Source organism: Erwinia billingiae Eb661, from assembly GCF_000196615.1.
Taxonomy (GTDB): Bacteria; Pseudomonadota; Gammaproteobacteria; order Enterobacterales; family Enterobacteriaceae; genus Erwinia; species Erwinia billingiae.
Genome location: NC_014306.1, coordinates 4,201,305 through 4,216,434, shown reverse-complemented (window position 1 = coordinate 4,216,434; position 15,130 = coordinate 4,201,305). Strand labels below are relative to the sequence as shown.

At 56.1% G+C, this 15,130-nt stretch carries 16 protein-coding genes; 11 read left to right on the top strand and 5 right to left on the bottom strand.

Annotated elements, in window-relative coordinates; all coding sequences use genetic code 11:
• The gene (locus EBC_RS20680; protein WP_013203808.1) at nt 1-1,779 is read left to right on the top strand and encodes a GMC family oxidoreductase; all 1,779 of its coding nucleotides are present in this window, start codon (nt 1-3) and stop codon (nt 1,777-1,779) included.
• Nucleotides 1,780-1,794: 15 nt separating this feature from the next.
• On the top strand, nt 1,795-3,096 hold the full coding sequence (locus EBC_RS20675) for a c-type cytochrome (protein WP_013203807.1): 1,302 nt from the start codon (nt 1,795-1,797) through the stop codon (nt 3,094-3,096).
• A gap of 83 nt (nt 3,097-3,179) precedes the next feature.
• Here the strand turns inward: EBC_RS20675 and ftnA are convergent, their stop codons facing one another.
• Both ftnA and EBC_RS20665 read right to left on the bottom strand, forming a co-directional pair.
• A complete protein-coding gene (gene ftnA / locus EBC_RS20670) occupies nt 3,180-3,689 on the bottom strand; it encodes a non-heme ferritin (protein WP_013203806.1) in 510 nt (169 codons plus the stop codon).
• 289 nt (nt 3,690-3,978) lie between these two features.
• Nucleotides 3,979-4,878 (bottom strand): sugar-binding transcriptional regulator, encoded by a 900-nt coding sequence (locus EBC_RS20665; RefSeq protein WP_013203805.1) that lies wholly within the window; start codon nt 4,876-4,878, stop codon nt 3,979-3,981.
• 268 nt (nt 4,879-5,146) lie between these two features.
• Here EBC_RS20665 and EBC_RS20660 point away from each other — a divergent pair, with 268 nt between their 5' ends.
• The 7 genes from EBC_RS20660 (at nt 5,147) to EBC_RS20630 (ending at nt 10,293) form a co-directional block, all read left to right on the top strand.
• The gene (locus tag EBC_RS20660) at nt 5,147-6,088 is read left to right on the top strand and encodes a tagatose-bisphosphate aldolase (protein WP_013203804.1); all 942 of its coding nucleotides are present in this window, start codon (nt 5,147-5,149) and stop codon (nt 6,086-6,088) included.
• On the top strand, nt 6,081-6,674 hold the full coding sequence (locus EBC_RS20655) for an AAA family ATPase (RefSeq protein ID WP_013203803.1): 594 nt from the start codon (nt 6,081-6,083) through the stop codon (nt 6,672-6,674). The genes EBC_RS20660 and EBC_RS20655 overlap by 8 nt, the downstream gene beginning before the upstream one ends.
• Before the next feature lie 230 nt (nt 6,675-6,904).
• Nucleotides 6,905-7,348, top strand: a complete 444-nt coding sequence (locus EBC_RS20650; RefSeq protein WP_013203802.1) for a PTS sugar transporter subunit IIA — start codon at nt 6,905-6,907, stop codon at nt 7,346-7,348.
• A gap of 12 nt (nt 7,349-7,360) precedes the next feature.
• Entirely contained in the window at nt 7,361-8,353 is a 993-nt protein-coding gene (locus tag EBC_RS20645; protein WP_013203801.1) for a 6-phosphofructokinase, read from the top strand.
• A 10-nt stretch (nt 8,354-8,363) separates the two neighbouring features.
• Nucleotides 8,364-8,663: a PTS sugar transporter subunit IIB gene (locus EBC_RS20640; protein ID WP_013203800.1), complete on the top strand. Its 300-nt coding sequence runs from the start codon at nt 8,364-8,366 to the stop codon at nt 8,661-8,663.
• A 48-nt stretch (nt 8,664-8,711) separates the two neighbouring features.
• Nucleotides 8,712-9,977: a PTS sugar transporter subunit IIC gene (locus tag EBC_RS20635; protein ID WP_013203799.1), complete on the top strand. Its 1,266-nt coding sequence runs from the start codon at nt 8,712-8,714 to the stop codon at nt 9,975-9,977.
• 10 nt (nt 9,978-9,987) lie between these two features.
• The gene (locus tag EBC_RS20630; protein ID WP_013203798.1) at nt 9,988-10,293 is read left to right on the top strand and encodes a hypothetical protein; all 306 of its coding nucleotides are present in this window, start codon (nt 9,988-9,990) and stop codon (nt 10,291-10,293) included.
• Between the two features lie 201 nt (nt 10,294-10,494).
• Here the strand turns inward: EBC_RS20630 and EBC_RS20625 are convergent, their stop codons facing one another.
• Entirely contained in the window at nt 10,495-10,713 is a 219-nt protein-coding gene (locus tag EBC_RS20625) for a helix-turn-helix domain-containing protein (RefSeq protein ID WP_013203797.1), read from the bottom strand.
• A 125-nt stretch (nt 10,714-10,838) separates the two neighbouring features.
• Between EBC_RS20625 and EBC_RS20620 the strand changes: the two genes are divergently transcribed.
• Nucleotides 10,839-11,051, top strand: coding sequence for a helix-turn-helix domain-containing protein (locus tag EBC_RS20620; RefSeq protein WP_013203796.1), 213 nt, complete (start codon nt 10,839-10,841; stop codon nt 11,049-11,051).
• A 79-nt stretch (nt 11,052-11,130) separates the two neighbouring features.
• On the opposite strand, the gene EBC_RS20615 is transcribed toward EBC_RS20620, so the two are convergent.
• Nucleotides 11,131-12,345 (bottom strand): MFS transporter, encoded by a 1,215-nt coding sequence (locus EBC_RS20615; protein WP_013203795.1) that lies wholly within the window; start codon nt 12,343-12,345, stop codon nt 11,131-11,133.
• 96 nt (nt 12,346-12,441) lie between these two features.
• Between EBC_RS20615 and EBC_RS20610 the strand changes: the two genes are divergently transcribed.
• On the top strand, nt 12,442-13,377 hold the full coding sequence (locus EBC_RS20610; protein WP_013203794.1) for a LysR family transcriptional regulator: 936 nt from the start codon (nt 12,442-12,444) through the stop codon (nt 13,375-13,377).
• A 32-nt stretch (nt 13,378-13,409) separates the two neighbouring features.
• On the opposite strand, the gene EBC_RS20605 is transcribed toward EBC_RS20610, so the two are convergent.
• The gene (locus EBC_RS20605; RefSeq protein ID WP_013203793.1) at nt 13,410-15,071 is read right to left on the bottom strand and encodes a methyl-accepting chemotaxis protein; all 1,662 of its coding nucleotides are present in this window, start codon (nt 15,069-15,071) and stop codon (nt 13,410-13,412) included.
• Nucleotides 15,072-15,130 lie beyond the last annotated feature (59 nt).

Here is a 15,130-nt window from a genome sequence, read left to right as displayed (position 1 = left end):
ATGGCAGCAATCAAAAAAGATCCCGTGGATATGGTGATCGTCGGCTTCGGCTGGACCGGATCCCTGATGGCGATGGAACTGGCCAACAGCGGGCTGAATATTCTCGCCCTTGAACGTGGCGAACAACGCGATACCTACCCTGATTTTGCTTACCCGCGCAATACCGATGAGCTGACCTACGGCATTCGCCTGAAGCTGTTCCAGAATGCCGCGCGCGAAACGGTGACGGTGCGTCATGCCACGGCGGATACCGCCATGCCGTATCGCCGCTTCGGTTCTTTCCTGCCGGGCGATGGCGTCGGCGGGGCAGGCGTGCACTGGAACGGAATGTTATGGCGTCCGCTGGAAGCCGACCTGAAAATGCGCAGCACGGTGATTGAACGTTACGGCGCCTCGTTTATTCCGCAGGATATGACGGTGCAGGATTACCCGTTTACCTACGCGGAAATGGAGCCCTATTTCGACAAGTTTGAGAAGATTTGCGGCGCGTCTGGCGATGCGGGCAACCTCAACGGCCAGAAGCAGGAAACCGGCAATCCTTTTGAAGCGCCGCGTCAGAATCCGTATCCGACCAAAGCGCAAAAGCGTCAGTTCGGCGGCCAGCTGTTTTCCCAGGCCGCGGAGGGACTGGGCTATCACCCGTTTACGCTGCCTGCCGCTATCTGCACTGAATCCTATACCAACCCGTACGGCGTGCAGCTGGGCGTCTGTAATTACTGCGGTTTCTGTGAACGTTTCGGCTGCTTTAACTACTCCAAAGCCTCGCCACAAACCACCGTGCTGCCGGCGCTCTATCAGCACAAGAACTTTGAGCTGCGCACTCAGGCGCAGGTGATCCGGGTGAACACCGACTTCAGCGGCAAAAAAGCCACCGGCGTGACCTATATCGATGCGCAGGGCCAGGAAGTGGAGCAGCCTGCATCGATTGTGGTGCTGAGCACTTTCCAGCTGAATAACGTGCGTCTGCTGCTGCTGTCGAAAATCGGCAAGCCTTACGACCCGATCACCGGCGAAGGGGTGGTCGGCAAGAACTACGCCTACCAGATGAACGGCGGCATCAAGCTGTTCTACAACAAAGAAAAAATCTTCAATCCGTTTGCCGCAACCGGCGCAACCAGCGTGTTTATGGACGACTTCAACGCCGAGAATTTCGACCACAGCAGCTTGGGATTCATTGGCGGCGCGACCATCTCGGCCACCACCACCGGCGGCCGTCCTATTCAGCAAATGAGCACGCCGAAAAACGCGCCGCGTTGGGGATCGGGCTGGAAGCAGTCGATTAAGGATAACTATCTGCACGCGATGGGCGTCGGATCGTCCGGTTCGGTGATGCCGTACAAGCAGTGTTATCTCGACCTTGACCCGACCTATCGCGATGTTCATGGCCAGCCGCTGCTGCGGATGACCTTCGACTGGCAACAGAACGAACTGAAGATGACCAACTTTATCAAGGACAAAGCCGAAGGCATCGTTAAGGCGATGGCACCCGATCATTACGAGGTCGGTTTTATGGGCATGAACGCACATTACGACGTGCGTCCGTACCAGTCCACGCACACCACCGGTGGCGCGATCATGGGCGATAACCCGAGAAACAGCGTGGTGAATAAGTACCTGCAAAGCTGGGATGTGCCGAACGTGTTTGTGCTGGGCGCCTGCTGCTTCCCGCAGAACCTGGCCTATAACCCGACCGGGATCGTGGGGGCAACCGCGCTGTTTGCGGCCAATGCCATTCGTACGCAGTATCTGGCCAATCCCGGACCGCTGGTTCAGGCTTAACAGGGAAGAAAAAAGATGATCAAGCATTCTGGATGGTTAGCGTCTTTGCTGTTTGCCGGTCTGGCTTCCGCGTCAGCATCGGCGACAGACGCGCCGGTGAGCAAAGGGCATTATCTGGCACAGGCCGGTGACTGCGCGGCGTGCCACACCTCGGCGGGCGGCGCGAATTTTGCCGGTGGGCTGAGGATGGTCACCCCGGTAGGTGCAATTTATTCCACCAACATCACCCCGGATAAGCAAACCGGCATCGGCGATTACAGTTATGACGACTTTGCCAACGCGGTGCGTGGCGGCGTGGCGAAAGACGGACACCGGTTGTATCCGGCGATGCCTTACACCGCATTCGCGAAGATCACTGATGAGGATATGCACGCGCTGTACGACTACTTTATGAACGAAGTGCCGGCCGTGCATCAGGCCGACCGCGACAGCGATATTCCCTGGCCGTTAAGCATGCGCTGGCCGCTAACGGTGTGGAACTGGGCGTTCCATGACGACAGTCGATATCAGCCGGACAGCAGTCAGAGTGCGGAATGGAACCGCGGCGCTTATCTGGTTCAGGGGCTGGAGCACTGCGGCACCTGCCATACGCCGCGCGGCATCGGTTTCCAGGAAAAAGCGTTGAACCAGAAGGATTCGGCTTACCTGACCGGCGGCACGCTGGAAGGCTGGCACGCGCCGGACCTGACCGGCAACGTGCACGCCGGCATTGGCAGCTGGTCGCAGCAGGATATCGTCAGCTTCCTGCAAACCGGCTGGACGGCAAACAGCGCCGCGTTCGGATCGATGACCGACGTGATTGAGCACAGCACGCAGCATCTGAGCGATCGGGATGTGAATGCGATGGCGGTGTACCTGAAAAGCCTGAAATCGTCGAATCCAAAAGCCGTGGCACCCGAACCCGACAGCCGTACCCAGGCAGCGCTGGTAACAGGGGATATGAGCAAACCGGGAGCGCAGGTGTATATGGATAACTGCGCCGCCTGTCACCGCACCGACGGTAAAGGTTACAGTAAAACCTTCCCGGCGCTGGCACACAACCCGGCGATCTTAAGCGACGATCCGTCGTCACTGATAAGCATTGTCCTGCGCGGGGGCAAAGCGGCGGTAACGCATAAAGCGGTGACCGGATTGACCATGCCGGACTTCGGCTGGCGTCTGGACGATCGCCAGGTGGCGGATCTGTCGACCTTTGTTCGCAGCAGTTGGGGGAATAATGCGCCGGCGGTGAAACCCGAGCAGGTGAAAGCGTTGCGTAAAACGGTGTCGACCGTGGAGCGCAAGGATCCGGACAAGCAGCAACAACCGCAGCAATAACCTGCCACTAAAAAGCAAAACGCCTGACAAATGCTGTCAGGCGTTTTTTTTAACTTGGGCTATCGCGCCCGGACGGACCCGGCTTAAGCCTGTGGGTTGCTGGTGGTGCTCATCTTCATCAGATCTTTATCAACGAAGAACATGCCCTGTCCACCGGTGCCAACCAGCGCCAGTTTATCCAGCACGGATTTGAACAGCTTCTCTTCTTCGTGCTGCTCGGAAACGTACCACTGCAGGAAGTTAAAGGTTGAGTAGTCCTGAGTGGTCATTGACGCGTGCGCCAGTTCGTTGATCTTGCCAGTGATCAGCTTCTCGTGCTCGTAAGCCTGCTCCAGCACTTCGTTCAGCGAGTTAAAGGTCACTGGCGGAGCCGCAATGCTGCCCAGTACCGGCATCGCGCCGGTGTCGCTCAGGTAGTTAAACAGACGCTGCATATGCTGCATCTCTTCAACGGAGTGTTCACGCATAAAGGCCGCAGCCCCTTCAAACCCTTTGTCAGCACACCAGGCGCTCATCTGCAGGTACAGATTGGCAGAGTAGAACTCCAGGTTTAATTGATCGTTCAGTTTGGCGGTCATGTCGGCAGTCAGCATAAAGGCTCCATTAGCGATGATGGGATATTATTAGAAGTGTCATTGGGCGCAATTATGCACGCATGTTGCCTAAATAAAAACCGTTAGTTGCGGTTTTTATCTTATTATTTGGTGTTCGTAACATTATGATAGTTAAGTGATAACTATTCGCGCATTAATACCAATTATTCAATTTTCCAAATGGTTTTGATAACCATTCTTATTGTTATTTGCGCGGAAAGATAATTCTGAAAAACGCATAACGTGCTGCTAAAAATAACGCCCCCGAATAAATCAGGGGGAATTATTATCACTCCACCATTAAGCGGTCGAGGATTGCCTGGGCGGTGGTGACATCGGTCACCAGCGCGTTGATCATCCCGGAGCGCACCGCGCCAATGATGCCAGCCGCTTTTTCCGGCGTGGCCGCCACGCCAATACTCAGCGTGGTATTGCGCAGTTGGGCGGTGGAGGCGGCGATCATCCGCTCTTCGCCTTCCCAGTGCAGGATCTCACCGCTTTCGGTCACGTAATGCCGCAGCACGTCGCCCGCCGCCTGGCTGAGCGCCTGCTCGTTGGCGGTGGCGGTGGTGGTTTCTGACGGGGCCGGCAGATGATGGGTTAAGCCGACGCCGACAATCGCCACGTCGAGGTTATCCCACAGTGAAATAATTTGCTGCACGCCGGCATCAGCCAGAAATGCCTCACGCAGCATCGGCGAGGTCAGGTAGGGCGCATGCAGGAAATGCGGCACGCCGCCCATCTGTTCCGCCGCCTGACGGACAAATTCATTGATCTGAAAATGCGCCGCCGCCTGCTGCATCCCGCCGTTCATCGCTACCGTCATCACGCCAGGAATTTTCGGCAGGCCGCCCATGGTCACTTCCCGCACCGCACGACCCCAGCCAATGCCGATCACCGAACCGGCCGCCAGATCGGCCTGCTGCAGCAAACCCGCCAGCGGCGTGGCCAGCGAGCCGAGGATATTGGTCGGCGGTGGCTCCACCACGGCGGCGCTTTTCAGCCCCAGCCGCTGGATAAGATCGGCGGTGATCTCTTCAGGCGACGTCAGTTCCACCACCTCGATCCGCACGATCCCCGCCGCGCGGGCTTTGTTGAGCAGCCGCGAGATGGTGGCGGTCGATACGCCCAGTTTTTTAGCAATGTCCACCTGAGCCATGTCTGACTGATAGTGCAACTTTGCCACCATATGCATCATCGCCCGCGTTGTCGCGGCGTCTTGTAAAAGAGGTTCTTTCAGCTTGAAATTCCTTTCTGCAATGTATTACACTCAGTTCATCGATTGAAGGATTATTGCGCAACACCCCACAAATTGCAATGCGTATACCCGGCAAAAACCCTGACAGGACGCCGCATCAGCACTGATGCTCCAGGGGGATCGGGTATGAAGTCGCACACTGAAAAATGAGGCTGTAACCGTGTTCTAAAACTGAAAAACTGTCCAGGAGACAAAAATAATGTCACATATGTCAACGTCAGAACTGCGTGGTTATCAACAGATTTGCGGCAGCAACGGCGCAATGCTGGTCATTGCCTGCGATCAGCGTGGCGCAATGCGCAGCCTGCTCTCATCCGACCCGGATCAGCAGAAAGCCATTTCCGAACAGCAACTCGGTCGCATCAAGGCGGACATCACCCAGTATCTGGCAAGCCAGGCCTCCTGCGTGCTGGTGGATCCGGTCTGTGCGGTCCCCGATTTGGTGGATGACGGCATCATTGCCCGCGACACCGCGCTGCTGATTGGGCTGGATGCCTCAGGCTGGGATACCACCGCCGAAGGCTACCGCAATTCACGTCTGGTGGAAGGCATCAACGCCCGCCGCGTGCGTGAGCTGGGCGGCAACGGCGGCAAAATCATGGTCTACCTGCGTGCCGATCGTCCGGAGGCCAACGACCATAACCTCGCTATTCTCCGCCACTGTATCGAAGACTTCAGCAAAGAAGATCTGCTGCTGGTGGTCGAGTTCCTTACCTATCAGTTAGAAGGCGAGAGCGATGCTGACTATAAAAGCAAGGTCCCGTCGCTTATCTTTGAAGGCACCAAACTGTCGCTGGATTGCGGTGCGAAAGTGCTGAAAATTCCTTATCCGGGATCGCCTGCCGCCTGTGCCGCCATCACTGAAATTTCCGGCGATGTGCCGTGGGCCGTGCTCTCCGCCGGTGTTGACCACGCAACCTTCCTCGGACAGGTGGCCGATGCCATGAGCAATGGGGCTTCCGGTGTGATTGCAGGCCGTGCATTATGGAAAGACTGTATCTCGCTGGACCGCACGGTGACCCGTGAAAAGCTGGAAACCCTGGCGGTGCCAAGACTGCGGGAGATTCAGGCGGTTATCGGGAAATATTTTACCGCCGCCACGGCGGAAGTGAAAAGCGAGGAGCAGGTCAATCATGTCTGATGGAAGGGCAACCGCCAGCCACGCCGCCCCGGTCAACGCCGGTAAACGCGTCGTGATGGTTAACGGCATCCCCGCTTCGGGAAAAAGCAGCATCGCGCGGGCAGTATCGCAGGCAACCGGCTGGCCCGTGTTGTCGGTGGACGGCATCAAAGAACCGTTTATGCAGCAGTTCGAACAGCTGGATCGTCCGCTTAATCGTCGGCTGGGCATTGCCAGCTATCAGGCCATTTGGTCTGTGATTGCCGCAGCGCCACAAGGCTGCACCTTTATTGTTGATGCGTGGTTTGGCTTCCAACCCAAAGAGAGTCTGGTGAATTACTTACAGCAGGCGAACGTCAAATCCCTGGCCGAAATCTGGTGTCAGCTTACCGGCGAACTGGCGGCGCAACGTTATGCGGCCCGGTTGGGCGATCGTTTACCCGGTCATCCCGGCGCCGAATATATTCCTGAACTGATTGCACTGGCCGAACGTGCCGGGCCGATGCAGTTAAGTCCGGTGTATATTGCCGACCAGAGTCAGGTTATCAACAATGAAAATATTATTGCCTGGACCAGAGAGGTTTTAACCACAGTTAATTATAACTGATAACTTTTCCGCCTGAATTAATGGCAGAAACGATCTCAATATCATTTATTTTAAATGAAACTTCACTGGTTTTTATTAAATTACCAGCGTGATCTTATTGCTTTATTTTTCAATCTCTTTTTAGGCTAAATTATTTTTTATTTAATTTTAAAATAGGTGACTGGATCACGTTTTAACCCTTGGCTGGAAAGTATATTGAATTAACGCTTATTTTCTAAATAAGGAACACTATGCTGACTGACTGGATTAACGAAAGTAATCTTTCACTGTTCACCCATGTTAATGATTGGCAACACGCGGTGAAGCTGGCCGTGCAACCGATGGTGGACAACGGCTCCGTGGAGCCGCGCTACCTGAACGCCATCTATGATATGCATCGGGAAATAGGGCCCTATTATGTGTTAGGTGAAGGCATCGCAATGCCCCATGCCAGACCGGAAGAGGGCGTGATTAAAACAGCACTGTCGCTAATCATTATTTCCGAAGGCGTCAGTTTTAATAGCCCTGATAACGATCCTGTTTATGTAGTATTTGCCCTGGCGGCCATCGACAGTCATTCACATATTGAAATGATTGCCAGCCTGTCCCGGCTTTTTTGCGAAGATGACGTGCTGGATAAATTAAAGAATGCCCGAAGTAAACACGCCGTACTGGATATTCTCAGCCAGTTTTAAAAGAGCCCGATCATGAAGCGAAAAATTGCACTGATTGCCAGCGGCGGAGATGCCGTAGGGATTAATTCGGCTATTTTGCCGCTGGTTCAGCACGCTGAATCTGTGCTGGCGTTTCATGGTGGCTATGACGGCATTATTCATCACGCGCCTTTTATGCTGAATGAAACCGAGGTCAGGCTGGCGGTCGCCAGCAACCGTAACGTTTTACGCAGCGCCCGCAGTCAGCTTGCCTGGCAGCCGGCGGGAAGGGCCAGCATCCGCAGGCGGTTACGGGAACTTGACGTCGATCTGCTGCTGGTGTTTGGCGGCGGCGGTTCGCTGCAGGCGGCAAGGTGTTTGCAGGAAGAGGGGCAGCCAGTCCTGCTGATCCCGATGACGGTAGACAATGACATCCCCGGTCTGGATGACACGCTGGGCTTTAGCAGCGCGGTGGGAGTGATTGCGCAGGCGCTGGACCAGCTGCACGGTACGGCGCACAACATGCCGGGGCGGATTTATCTGCTGGAAGCGTTCGGTGCAGGCTGTGGGCATCTGGCGCTCAGCGGTGCGTTGGCCGGCGCGGCACATGCGGTGTTAATCCCGGAGATCCCGCCGGACATGCACTGGTTGCAGCAGCGCTTACGCCACTGTCTCAACGCGCCTTTTGGCTACGGCATCGTGGTGTGTGCCGAAGGCGTGGCAGGCAGCGGAAGGGTAATGGCAGGAAGCCAGGGCGGTGCGGTGGCGTTAGGGCAGCAGCTTGAAGCGACGCTCGATGTGCCGGTGCGTTACACCCTGCCGGGATATTGTCAGCGCGCGGCGACGCCTGTGACAGCCGACCGGTTACTGGCCTCCGCTTCCGGTCAGCAGGCCTTGCAGCTCTTTCAGCAAGGTGAAAGCGGGCTGGTGATTGGCATGGCACGGGGACAAACAACATGTATCAGGCTGCAGGCTATCGCAGCAGGTAAAAGACAACCCGATCCGCATTTAGTGGTAGCGGCAAGAAACTTACAGATGATCAACTAAGGAATACCTGATGAAAAAGTTATCTATTCTTGCAGTGTGTGGCGCAGGGCTGGGCAGCAGCTTTGCGTGCGAAATGAGTATTGAAGCGGCCTTAAAGGATCTGGGCATTGAAGCCGATCTCTCGCATTGCGATATCTCCAGCGCCACCTCCTCCCGCGCCGACATTATTATGACCGGTGAGAACTTCCGTTCACAGTTTCAGCATTACACCATTAACGCGACCGTTATTTATCTGAAGCGTCTGGTCGATAAGAACGAAATTAAAACCAAGCTTGAGCCGATACTAAAAGAAAAAGGCTACATGCTCTGATCCATTTTTAAACTTATCCGTTTACTGTGACAGAAACAGGGGACTACCATGTCTTTCCTTAACTTTATTGTCCATGATGTGCTGGGACAAGCGTCAATACTGATCTCATTGATCGCCATGATCGGTCTGATCTCGTTGAAGAAAAGTCCGGGCCAGGTGATTACTGGCACCTTAAAAACCCTCTTAGGCTTTTTGGTCATTCTGGCGGGTGCCAATATTATTGTCGGCACCTTAACCTTCCTGGGTGAGATATTCCAGAAAGGCTTCCATATGCGCGGTGTGGTTACCGACGTCGGTTCGATTGCCGGTATCGCTCAGCAAACGCTGGGCAGTGAGACCGCACTGATTATGGTGATCGCCTTTATCGTCAATATCGCCATTGCCCGTTTCACCCGCTACAAATATATCTTTCTGACCGGGCAGGCGTCGCTGTGGATGGCGACCGTCTGTTCGGTAATTGGTTATATGGGTGGACTGCGTGGCGTCGAGCTGATCGTGTTGGGCGGGGTGATTGCCGGAATGATGGCGGTGTTTATGCCGGCGCTGGCTCAGCCGATTGTCCGCAAGATCACCGGCGGCGATGATTTCGCGCTCGGCCATTTCTGTACCGTCGGCTATATCGTGCAGGCTGGCGTGGCCAAAGTGACCGGCGACGTCAGCAAAAGTACCGAGGATCTGGAGCTGCCGCAGGCACTCTCTTTCCTGCAGGATACCTACCTGTCGATGATGGTGGTGATGATCCCGATCTACCTGATCCCGGCGATCGTTGCCGGCCCGGAAGTGGTCGCCGCCTCATCCAATGGCGTTAACTATCTGGTCTATTCCTTCCTGCAGGCGATTCAGTTTGTGGTTGGGGTGTATGTGCTGCTGTCCGGGGTGCGTTTACTGCTGGCCGAAATTGTTCCGGCGTTCCGCGGTATCGCGCTGCGTATCGTACCGAATGCCGTTCCGGCTCTCGACTGTCCGGTACTGTTCCCGTATGCGCCAAACGCGGTGATTATCGGCTTTATCTCCACCACCATCGGCTCGGTGATCGGCATGCTGCTGTTCCCGTGGGTCGGTCTGGCGATGATCCTGCCGGGCATGTTAACCAACTTCTTTGCCGGCGGGACGGCCGGGATCTTTGCTAATGCGGTGGGCGGACGTCGCGGGGCGATCATCGGTGGCGTCTTCCACGGGCTGTTTATCACCTTACTGCCGGCGCTGCTGCTGCCGCTGCTGGGGCAATACGGTATGGCCAACGTCACCTTCAGTGACTCCGACGTGATCAGCGTCGGGCTGATCTTCGGCCACATTCTCAACTTCTTCCATTAACGGAGGCGTTATGGACCAGGCAATAGACGACATCATGCAACAAGGGCTTCCGGCCAAAGAGTGCGCCACTGCGCTTAACGAGCTGGGGAAACGTTTCCAGGAACAGCAGGACAGCGACCGCGCGATTGCGTGCTGGGAGCAAAGCGTGACCTGTTACGGTAAACCCGGTTTTGCTCAGGCACAGCTGATGAAAGCCTACAACGCGAAACGTCGGGAATGTTCACAGGCGGGAGACGGGGCAGGTGTGGAGTTGTATTCATTGAAGATAGACGGATTAATGCAGCAAAGTAAGGATGCCATTCGCTACGGATTTTAGTGCTGACAGAACGAGCGGCCAGCGTGCCGCTCAGTTTTTTTAAAAAAAGGTGACGGGTAAAATCCGAAAAAATTAATTATTTTCGTAAGTAAAAACTGAAAAAGGTTTTTTTAACGTGTCAGAAAGGTTTTATTTTGGCGCTTACTTGCAACCAGATGAAATAGCTCAGTATAAAAAAATAAAAATATTTAGCTTCTGCGATTAAAACTCAATCAGATTTTTAAGTTCAATTCCCAATCCTTTGGCCAGAATGGCAATCACTTCCAGCGTCGGGTTGCGTAAACCTCGCTCAATTCCAGACACATAGGTGCGATCCAGCCCGCATTTATGTGCGAATGCTTCTTGCGACAAGCCTGCCTGCAGTCTGAGTTGTTTAACTCTTTTTCCAAAAAGAACTTTGGTGGTGTTTAGCTTTTCCATGCGCTCAGCATTGCGCTTTGCAGTCTATTAGTCCACGGACTATTAGTCACATTAGGAAAATAACGTGATATGATTGTGACTCATCGTCTACAAGTGAGACTTTTATCTGCAGGTTGGGGAAGGCAATGAACAAAGATGATTGGCATCCCGCAGACATTATTGCGGCGTTAAAGAAAAGAGGCACGAATTTGTCGGCTTTATCCCGGGAATCCGGACTGGCCTCTTCAACCCTCTCCAATGCCTTGCGCCGTCCCTGGCCCAAAGGCGAGCTGCTGATTGCCGCCGCCCTGGATGCCCGGCCAGAGCAGATCTGGCCCACGCGTTACCGAAAGAAATAACGGCCAGCGTTTTCTGACTGACCGCTTCATGTCTACCCGCAGACGATGCCTGCGAGAAAGGCTCGTCCTGAATTTGCCCTCAGTCCGCCTTTTGATGTAAGCCTTTACTCATCCAGCGCACCACCATGCTGCCCAATCCGGCCAGGGTTAACAGCGCGACCACGCCTTGCCAGCCCGCATGTTCCAGAATCACACTCCCTAATGCCGAACCTGCCGCCATGCCGATAAACACCCCGGTAAACATCAGCGCATTCAGTCGGCTGCGTGCTGCCGGTTCAAGACTGAAGATAATCGACTGGTGAGACACCAGCGTGGACTGCACGCCAAAGTCGAAGCCGATGGCCGAGATCACAATCAGCGCCAGCTGATAAGGCGCAGGCAACAGCGGCAGCAAAAACATCAGCGCGAACGAGACGGTGGCGAGCCCGGTGCCGATGCGGGTGACCAGCTCCGGGCCACGGCGATCGGCCAGTGAACCGGCTAACGGCGCGGCCAGTGCACCGGCGGCACCGGCCAGACCGAACATGCCGGCGGTGGCACTGCCCAGCTGATAGACGTCATGCAGCATCACCGCCAGCGTCGACCAGAAGGCGCTGAAGCCGACGGACAACAGCGCCTGTGCCAGCGTGGCTCTGCGCAGCGGTTTGTATTCGGTCCACAGATGACGCATTGAGGCCAACAGCGCCGGATAGCTCATGGTAGTGCTGGCCGGAATGGCAGGCAGGCTGCGCCAGATCACCAGCGTAATTGCCACCACCATCACCGCCGCCGCGCCAAACATGCTGCGCCAGCCGAAGTACTCCGCGACGAAACCGCTCAACACCCGGGATAGCAGAATGCCCAGCAGCAGGCCGGTCATCACCGTGCCGACCGTTTTGCCACGCTGTGCCGCAGGCGAAAGCGTGGCGGCGGCCGGAACGATATCCTGCGCCATCGTCGCCGCGATGCCCACCGCCAGGCTGGCAACCAGCAACATGCTGATACCGCCACTGAAGGCGCTAAGCAGCAACGCCGCCGTGAGCAGCACGCCTTTCAGAATAATGATCTGACGGCGATCGTGGCGATCGCCCAGCGGTGCCAGCAGCAAAATGCCCAACGCATAGCCAATCTGGGTCAGCGTCGGCACCAGCCCGACGGTACTGACGCCCGCATGCAGTTCGTTAACCAGGATGCCAAGCATCGGCTGGCTGTAATAAATAGAGGCGACGGAAAAGCCCGCGCCGGTGGCGAGCATCAGGACCGTGCGGCCGGTGATGCCTTTCTCGTGGGTGTCGGCAGTCTGTGTCATGGACATGGTGTTAGCTCTGTTGTGCGATGATGATCACATTTTTACCGGATCGGTGATCAAAGGGTAGTCGCCCGATCGGTAAAACTGTTATACGTTTAACGTATGAAAGAATCCCTTCTGTCAGGCATTGACCGTATAGAGTTAATGCACACCTTTGTGCGCATCGTTGAATCAGGCAGTTTGTCTGCGGCTGCGCTGCGTCTGAGCACCACCCAGCCGACCATCAGCCGTCGTCTGCAGTCCCTTGAACGCCTGCTCGGGGTCAAGCTGTTGCAGCGCACCACCCATGTGATGAAGCTGACCGATGACGGCGAACGCTGTTTTGCTCATGCGCAGGAACTGGTCGAGCGCTGGCAGGCGATAGAGGACGACCTGCGCGGCGCGGCGGAAGAGCCGAAAGGCGTGCTGCGGGTGCTGGTGCCACATGCCTTTGGTCAGGACCAGATGATTGCGCCGCTGCAGGACTATCTGCAGCGCTACCCGAAAATGACCATCGAATGGATGCTCAGCGATCGTCGCCCGGACTTTATCGCCGAAGGAATCGACTGCGCGGTGCACGTCGGTGCGCTGACCGATCCGTCGGTGGTGGCGCTGTTAGTGGCGGAGGTGCCACGCATTGTGGTGGCCGCACCGGCGCTCCTCGACAATGCCAGCGATATTGACCAGCCGGCGGCGCTGGCCGAATTACCCTGGGTGGCGTTGAGTACCTTTTACCGTCAGGAAGTGGTGCTGAATAGTGAACAGGGCAATACGCAGCGCATAGATATCCGTCCGCAGCTGCTGACCGACAGTCTGTATGCCTTACGCAATTCGGTGCTGGCGGGAATGGGGGTGGGGATAGCCTCGTCCTGGGCGGTGAAAGAGGATATTGAACAAGGCCGCTTGCGCCATCTGTGTCCGGACTGGCATGCGGCGCCGTTACCGGTGTATCTGGTTTACCCGTATGCGCGCTTTTATCCCGCCAAGCTGCGGCAGTTTCTGGCGCTGATGCGCGAGGTGCTGCCGGTTATCGGCGGCACGCAGCGCCCGGCAAAGTAGCCGGCCCCGGAGCGAGGCCGGACTGTCACAGCTTAAAAGGTTTCCCAGTTACCCTGATCGGTGCTGACGGTCAGCGCCTTACGGGGCAGGGTCGCTATCGCTTTCACCGGCTGGCTGACGGCGGGCAACAGCGTTTGCTGACCAATTTTGAACACCGCAACCGCCTGAGACAGACGGCTGGCCTGTTCTTCCAGCGAGGCTGACGCCGCCGCGGATTCCTGCACCAGCGAGGCGTTCTGCTGGGTTACCCGATCCATCTCGGTGACCGCCAGACCAATCTGATCGATACCGCGACTCTGTTCATCGGACGCCGAGGCAATTTCACCCATAATATCGGTGACGCGAACCACCGCGTTGACGATATCGTGCATGGTTTCGCCCGCGGTTTCGACCTGCAAAGAGCCGGCATTGACGCGGTTAACCGAATCTTCGATCAACGTTTTGATCTCTTTTGCCGCCTGGGCGCTGCGCTGGGCAAGGTTACGCACTTCGCCAGCCACCACCGCAAAACCGCGACCCTGTTCGCCTGCACGCGCCGCTTCTACCGCGGCGTTCAGCGCCAGAATATTGGTCTGGAAAGCGATACCGTCGATCACGCTGGTGATATCGGCAATCTTCTTCGAGCTTCCGGCAATTTCGCTCATGGTTTTCACCACGCCATCGACCACCTTGCCGCCTTTTCCGGCGGTTTCGGAGGCGCTTTTCGCCAGCTGTGACGCCTGACGGGCGTTTTCGGCATTCTGTTTCACCGTGGCGGTTAACTGCTCCATGCTGGCCGCGGTTTCTTCCAGTGACGCCGCCTGCTGCTCGGTACGGGAAGAGAGGTCGTTGTTGCCGAGCGAGATTTCGCTGGCCCCGGTGAAGATGGCGTTGGAGCTGTCACGCACGTGGCCGACGGTGACAATCAGTGACTGCTGCATCGCCGTCAGATTACTCGCCAGCATTCCCATTTCGCTGCGGCCTTCCACCACCAGGGTTTCAGACAAATCGCCCGCCGCGATGCGCTGGATATGCGCCAGCACCTGTTTCAGCGGCGTCAGCAGCACGCGTTTAATCACCACCCAGACCGCCACAACCAGCAGCAGCAACACCACCACCACGGTCGCCAGCGTCCACATCATATGGCTGAAGCCCTGCTGGTTTTCGGTCATGCCCACCGCCAGCAGTTGGCGGTTCTGCGTACGCCAGCTGTCGTAGCTGGTTTCCAGATCGTCCTGGGCTTTCTGCGCATCCAGATTGCCGTAGGCTTCATAATTATTGGCACCCAGATACTGAATCGACATTTTCATCGTGTCGTACATCTGCTGGTAATTATTGGCCACGGTGGTGGCTAACTGAGCATTCTGGCCGCTTTGCTGTGGCGCTTTCTGGTAGTTAGCAAAATGAAACGCCGCGTCGTCCAGCGTGGTGCTGGCGGTTGCCAGCAGTTTGGTGATCCCCGCCAGTGCGGCCGGATCGGTCTGTTTTTTCAGGATGCGGATGGCGGCACGGTTAATGGTGACGCGGGTTTTAATCAGCGTCTGCCAGGCATCGCTCAGCTGCCCCTGTTGCTCGGTCAGCACGCTGGCGCGGACGAAGTTATCTTTGTCCTGATGAATGGCGTTAAAGGAGAGCCCGCTGGAGAGCAGCAGTAACGCACTGAATACAATCAACATAATGATGATGCTGGTGACGACTTTAATATTTTTAAGCATAGTGCGCACTCTGTAGGGAAGATAAGCCTGGTAAAAGGGTTATCGGTACAAAGTGAGTT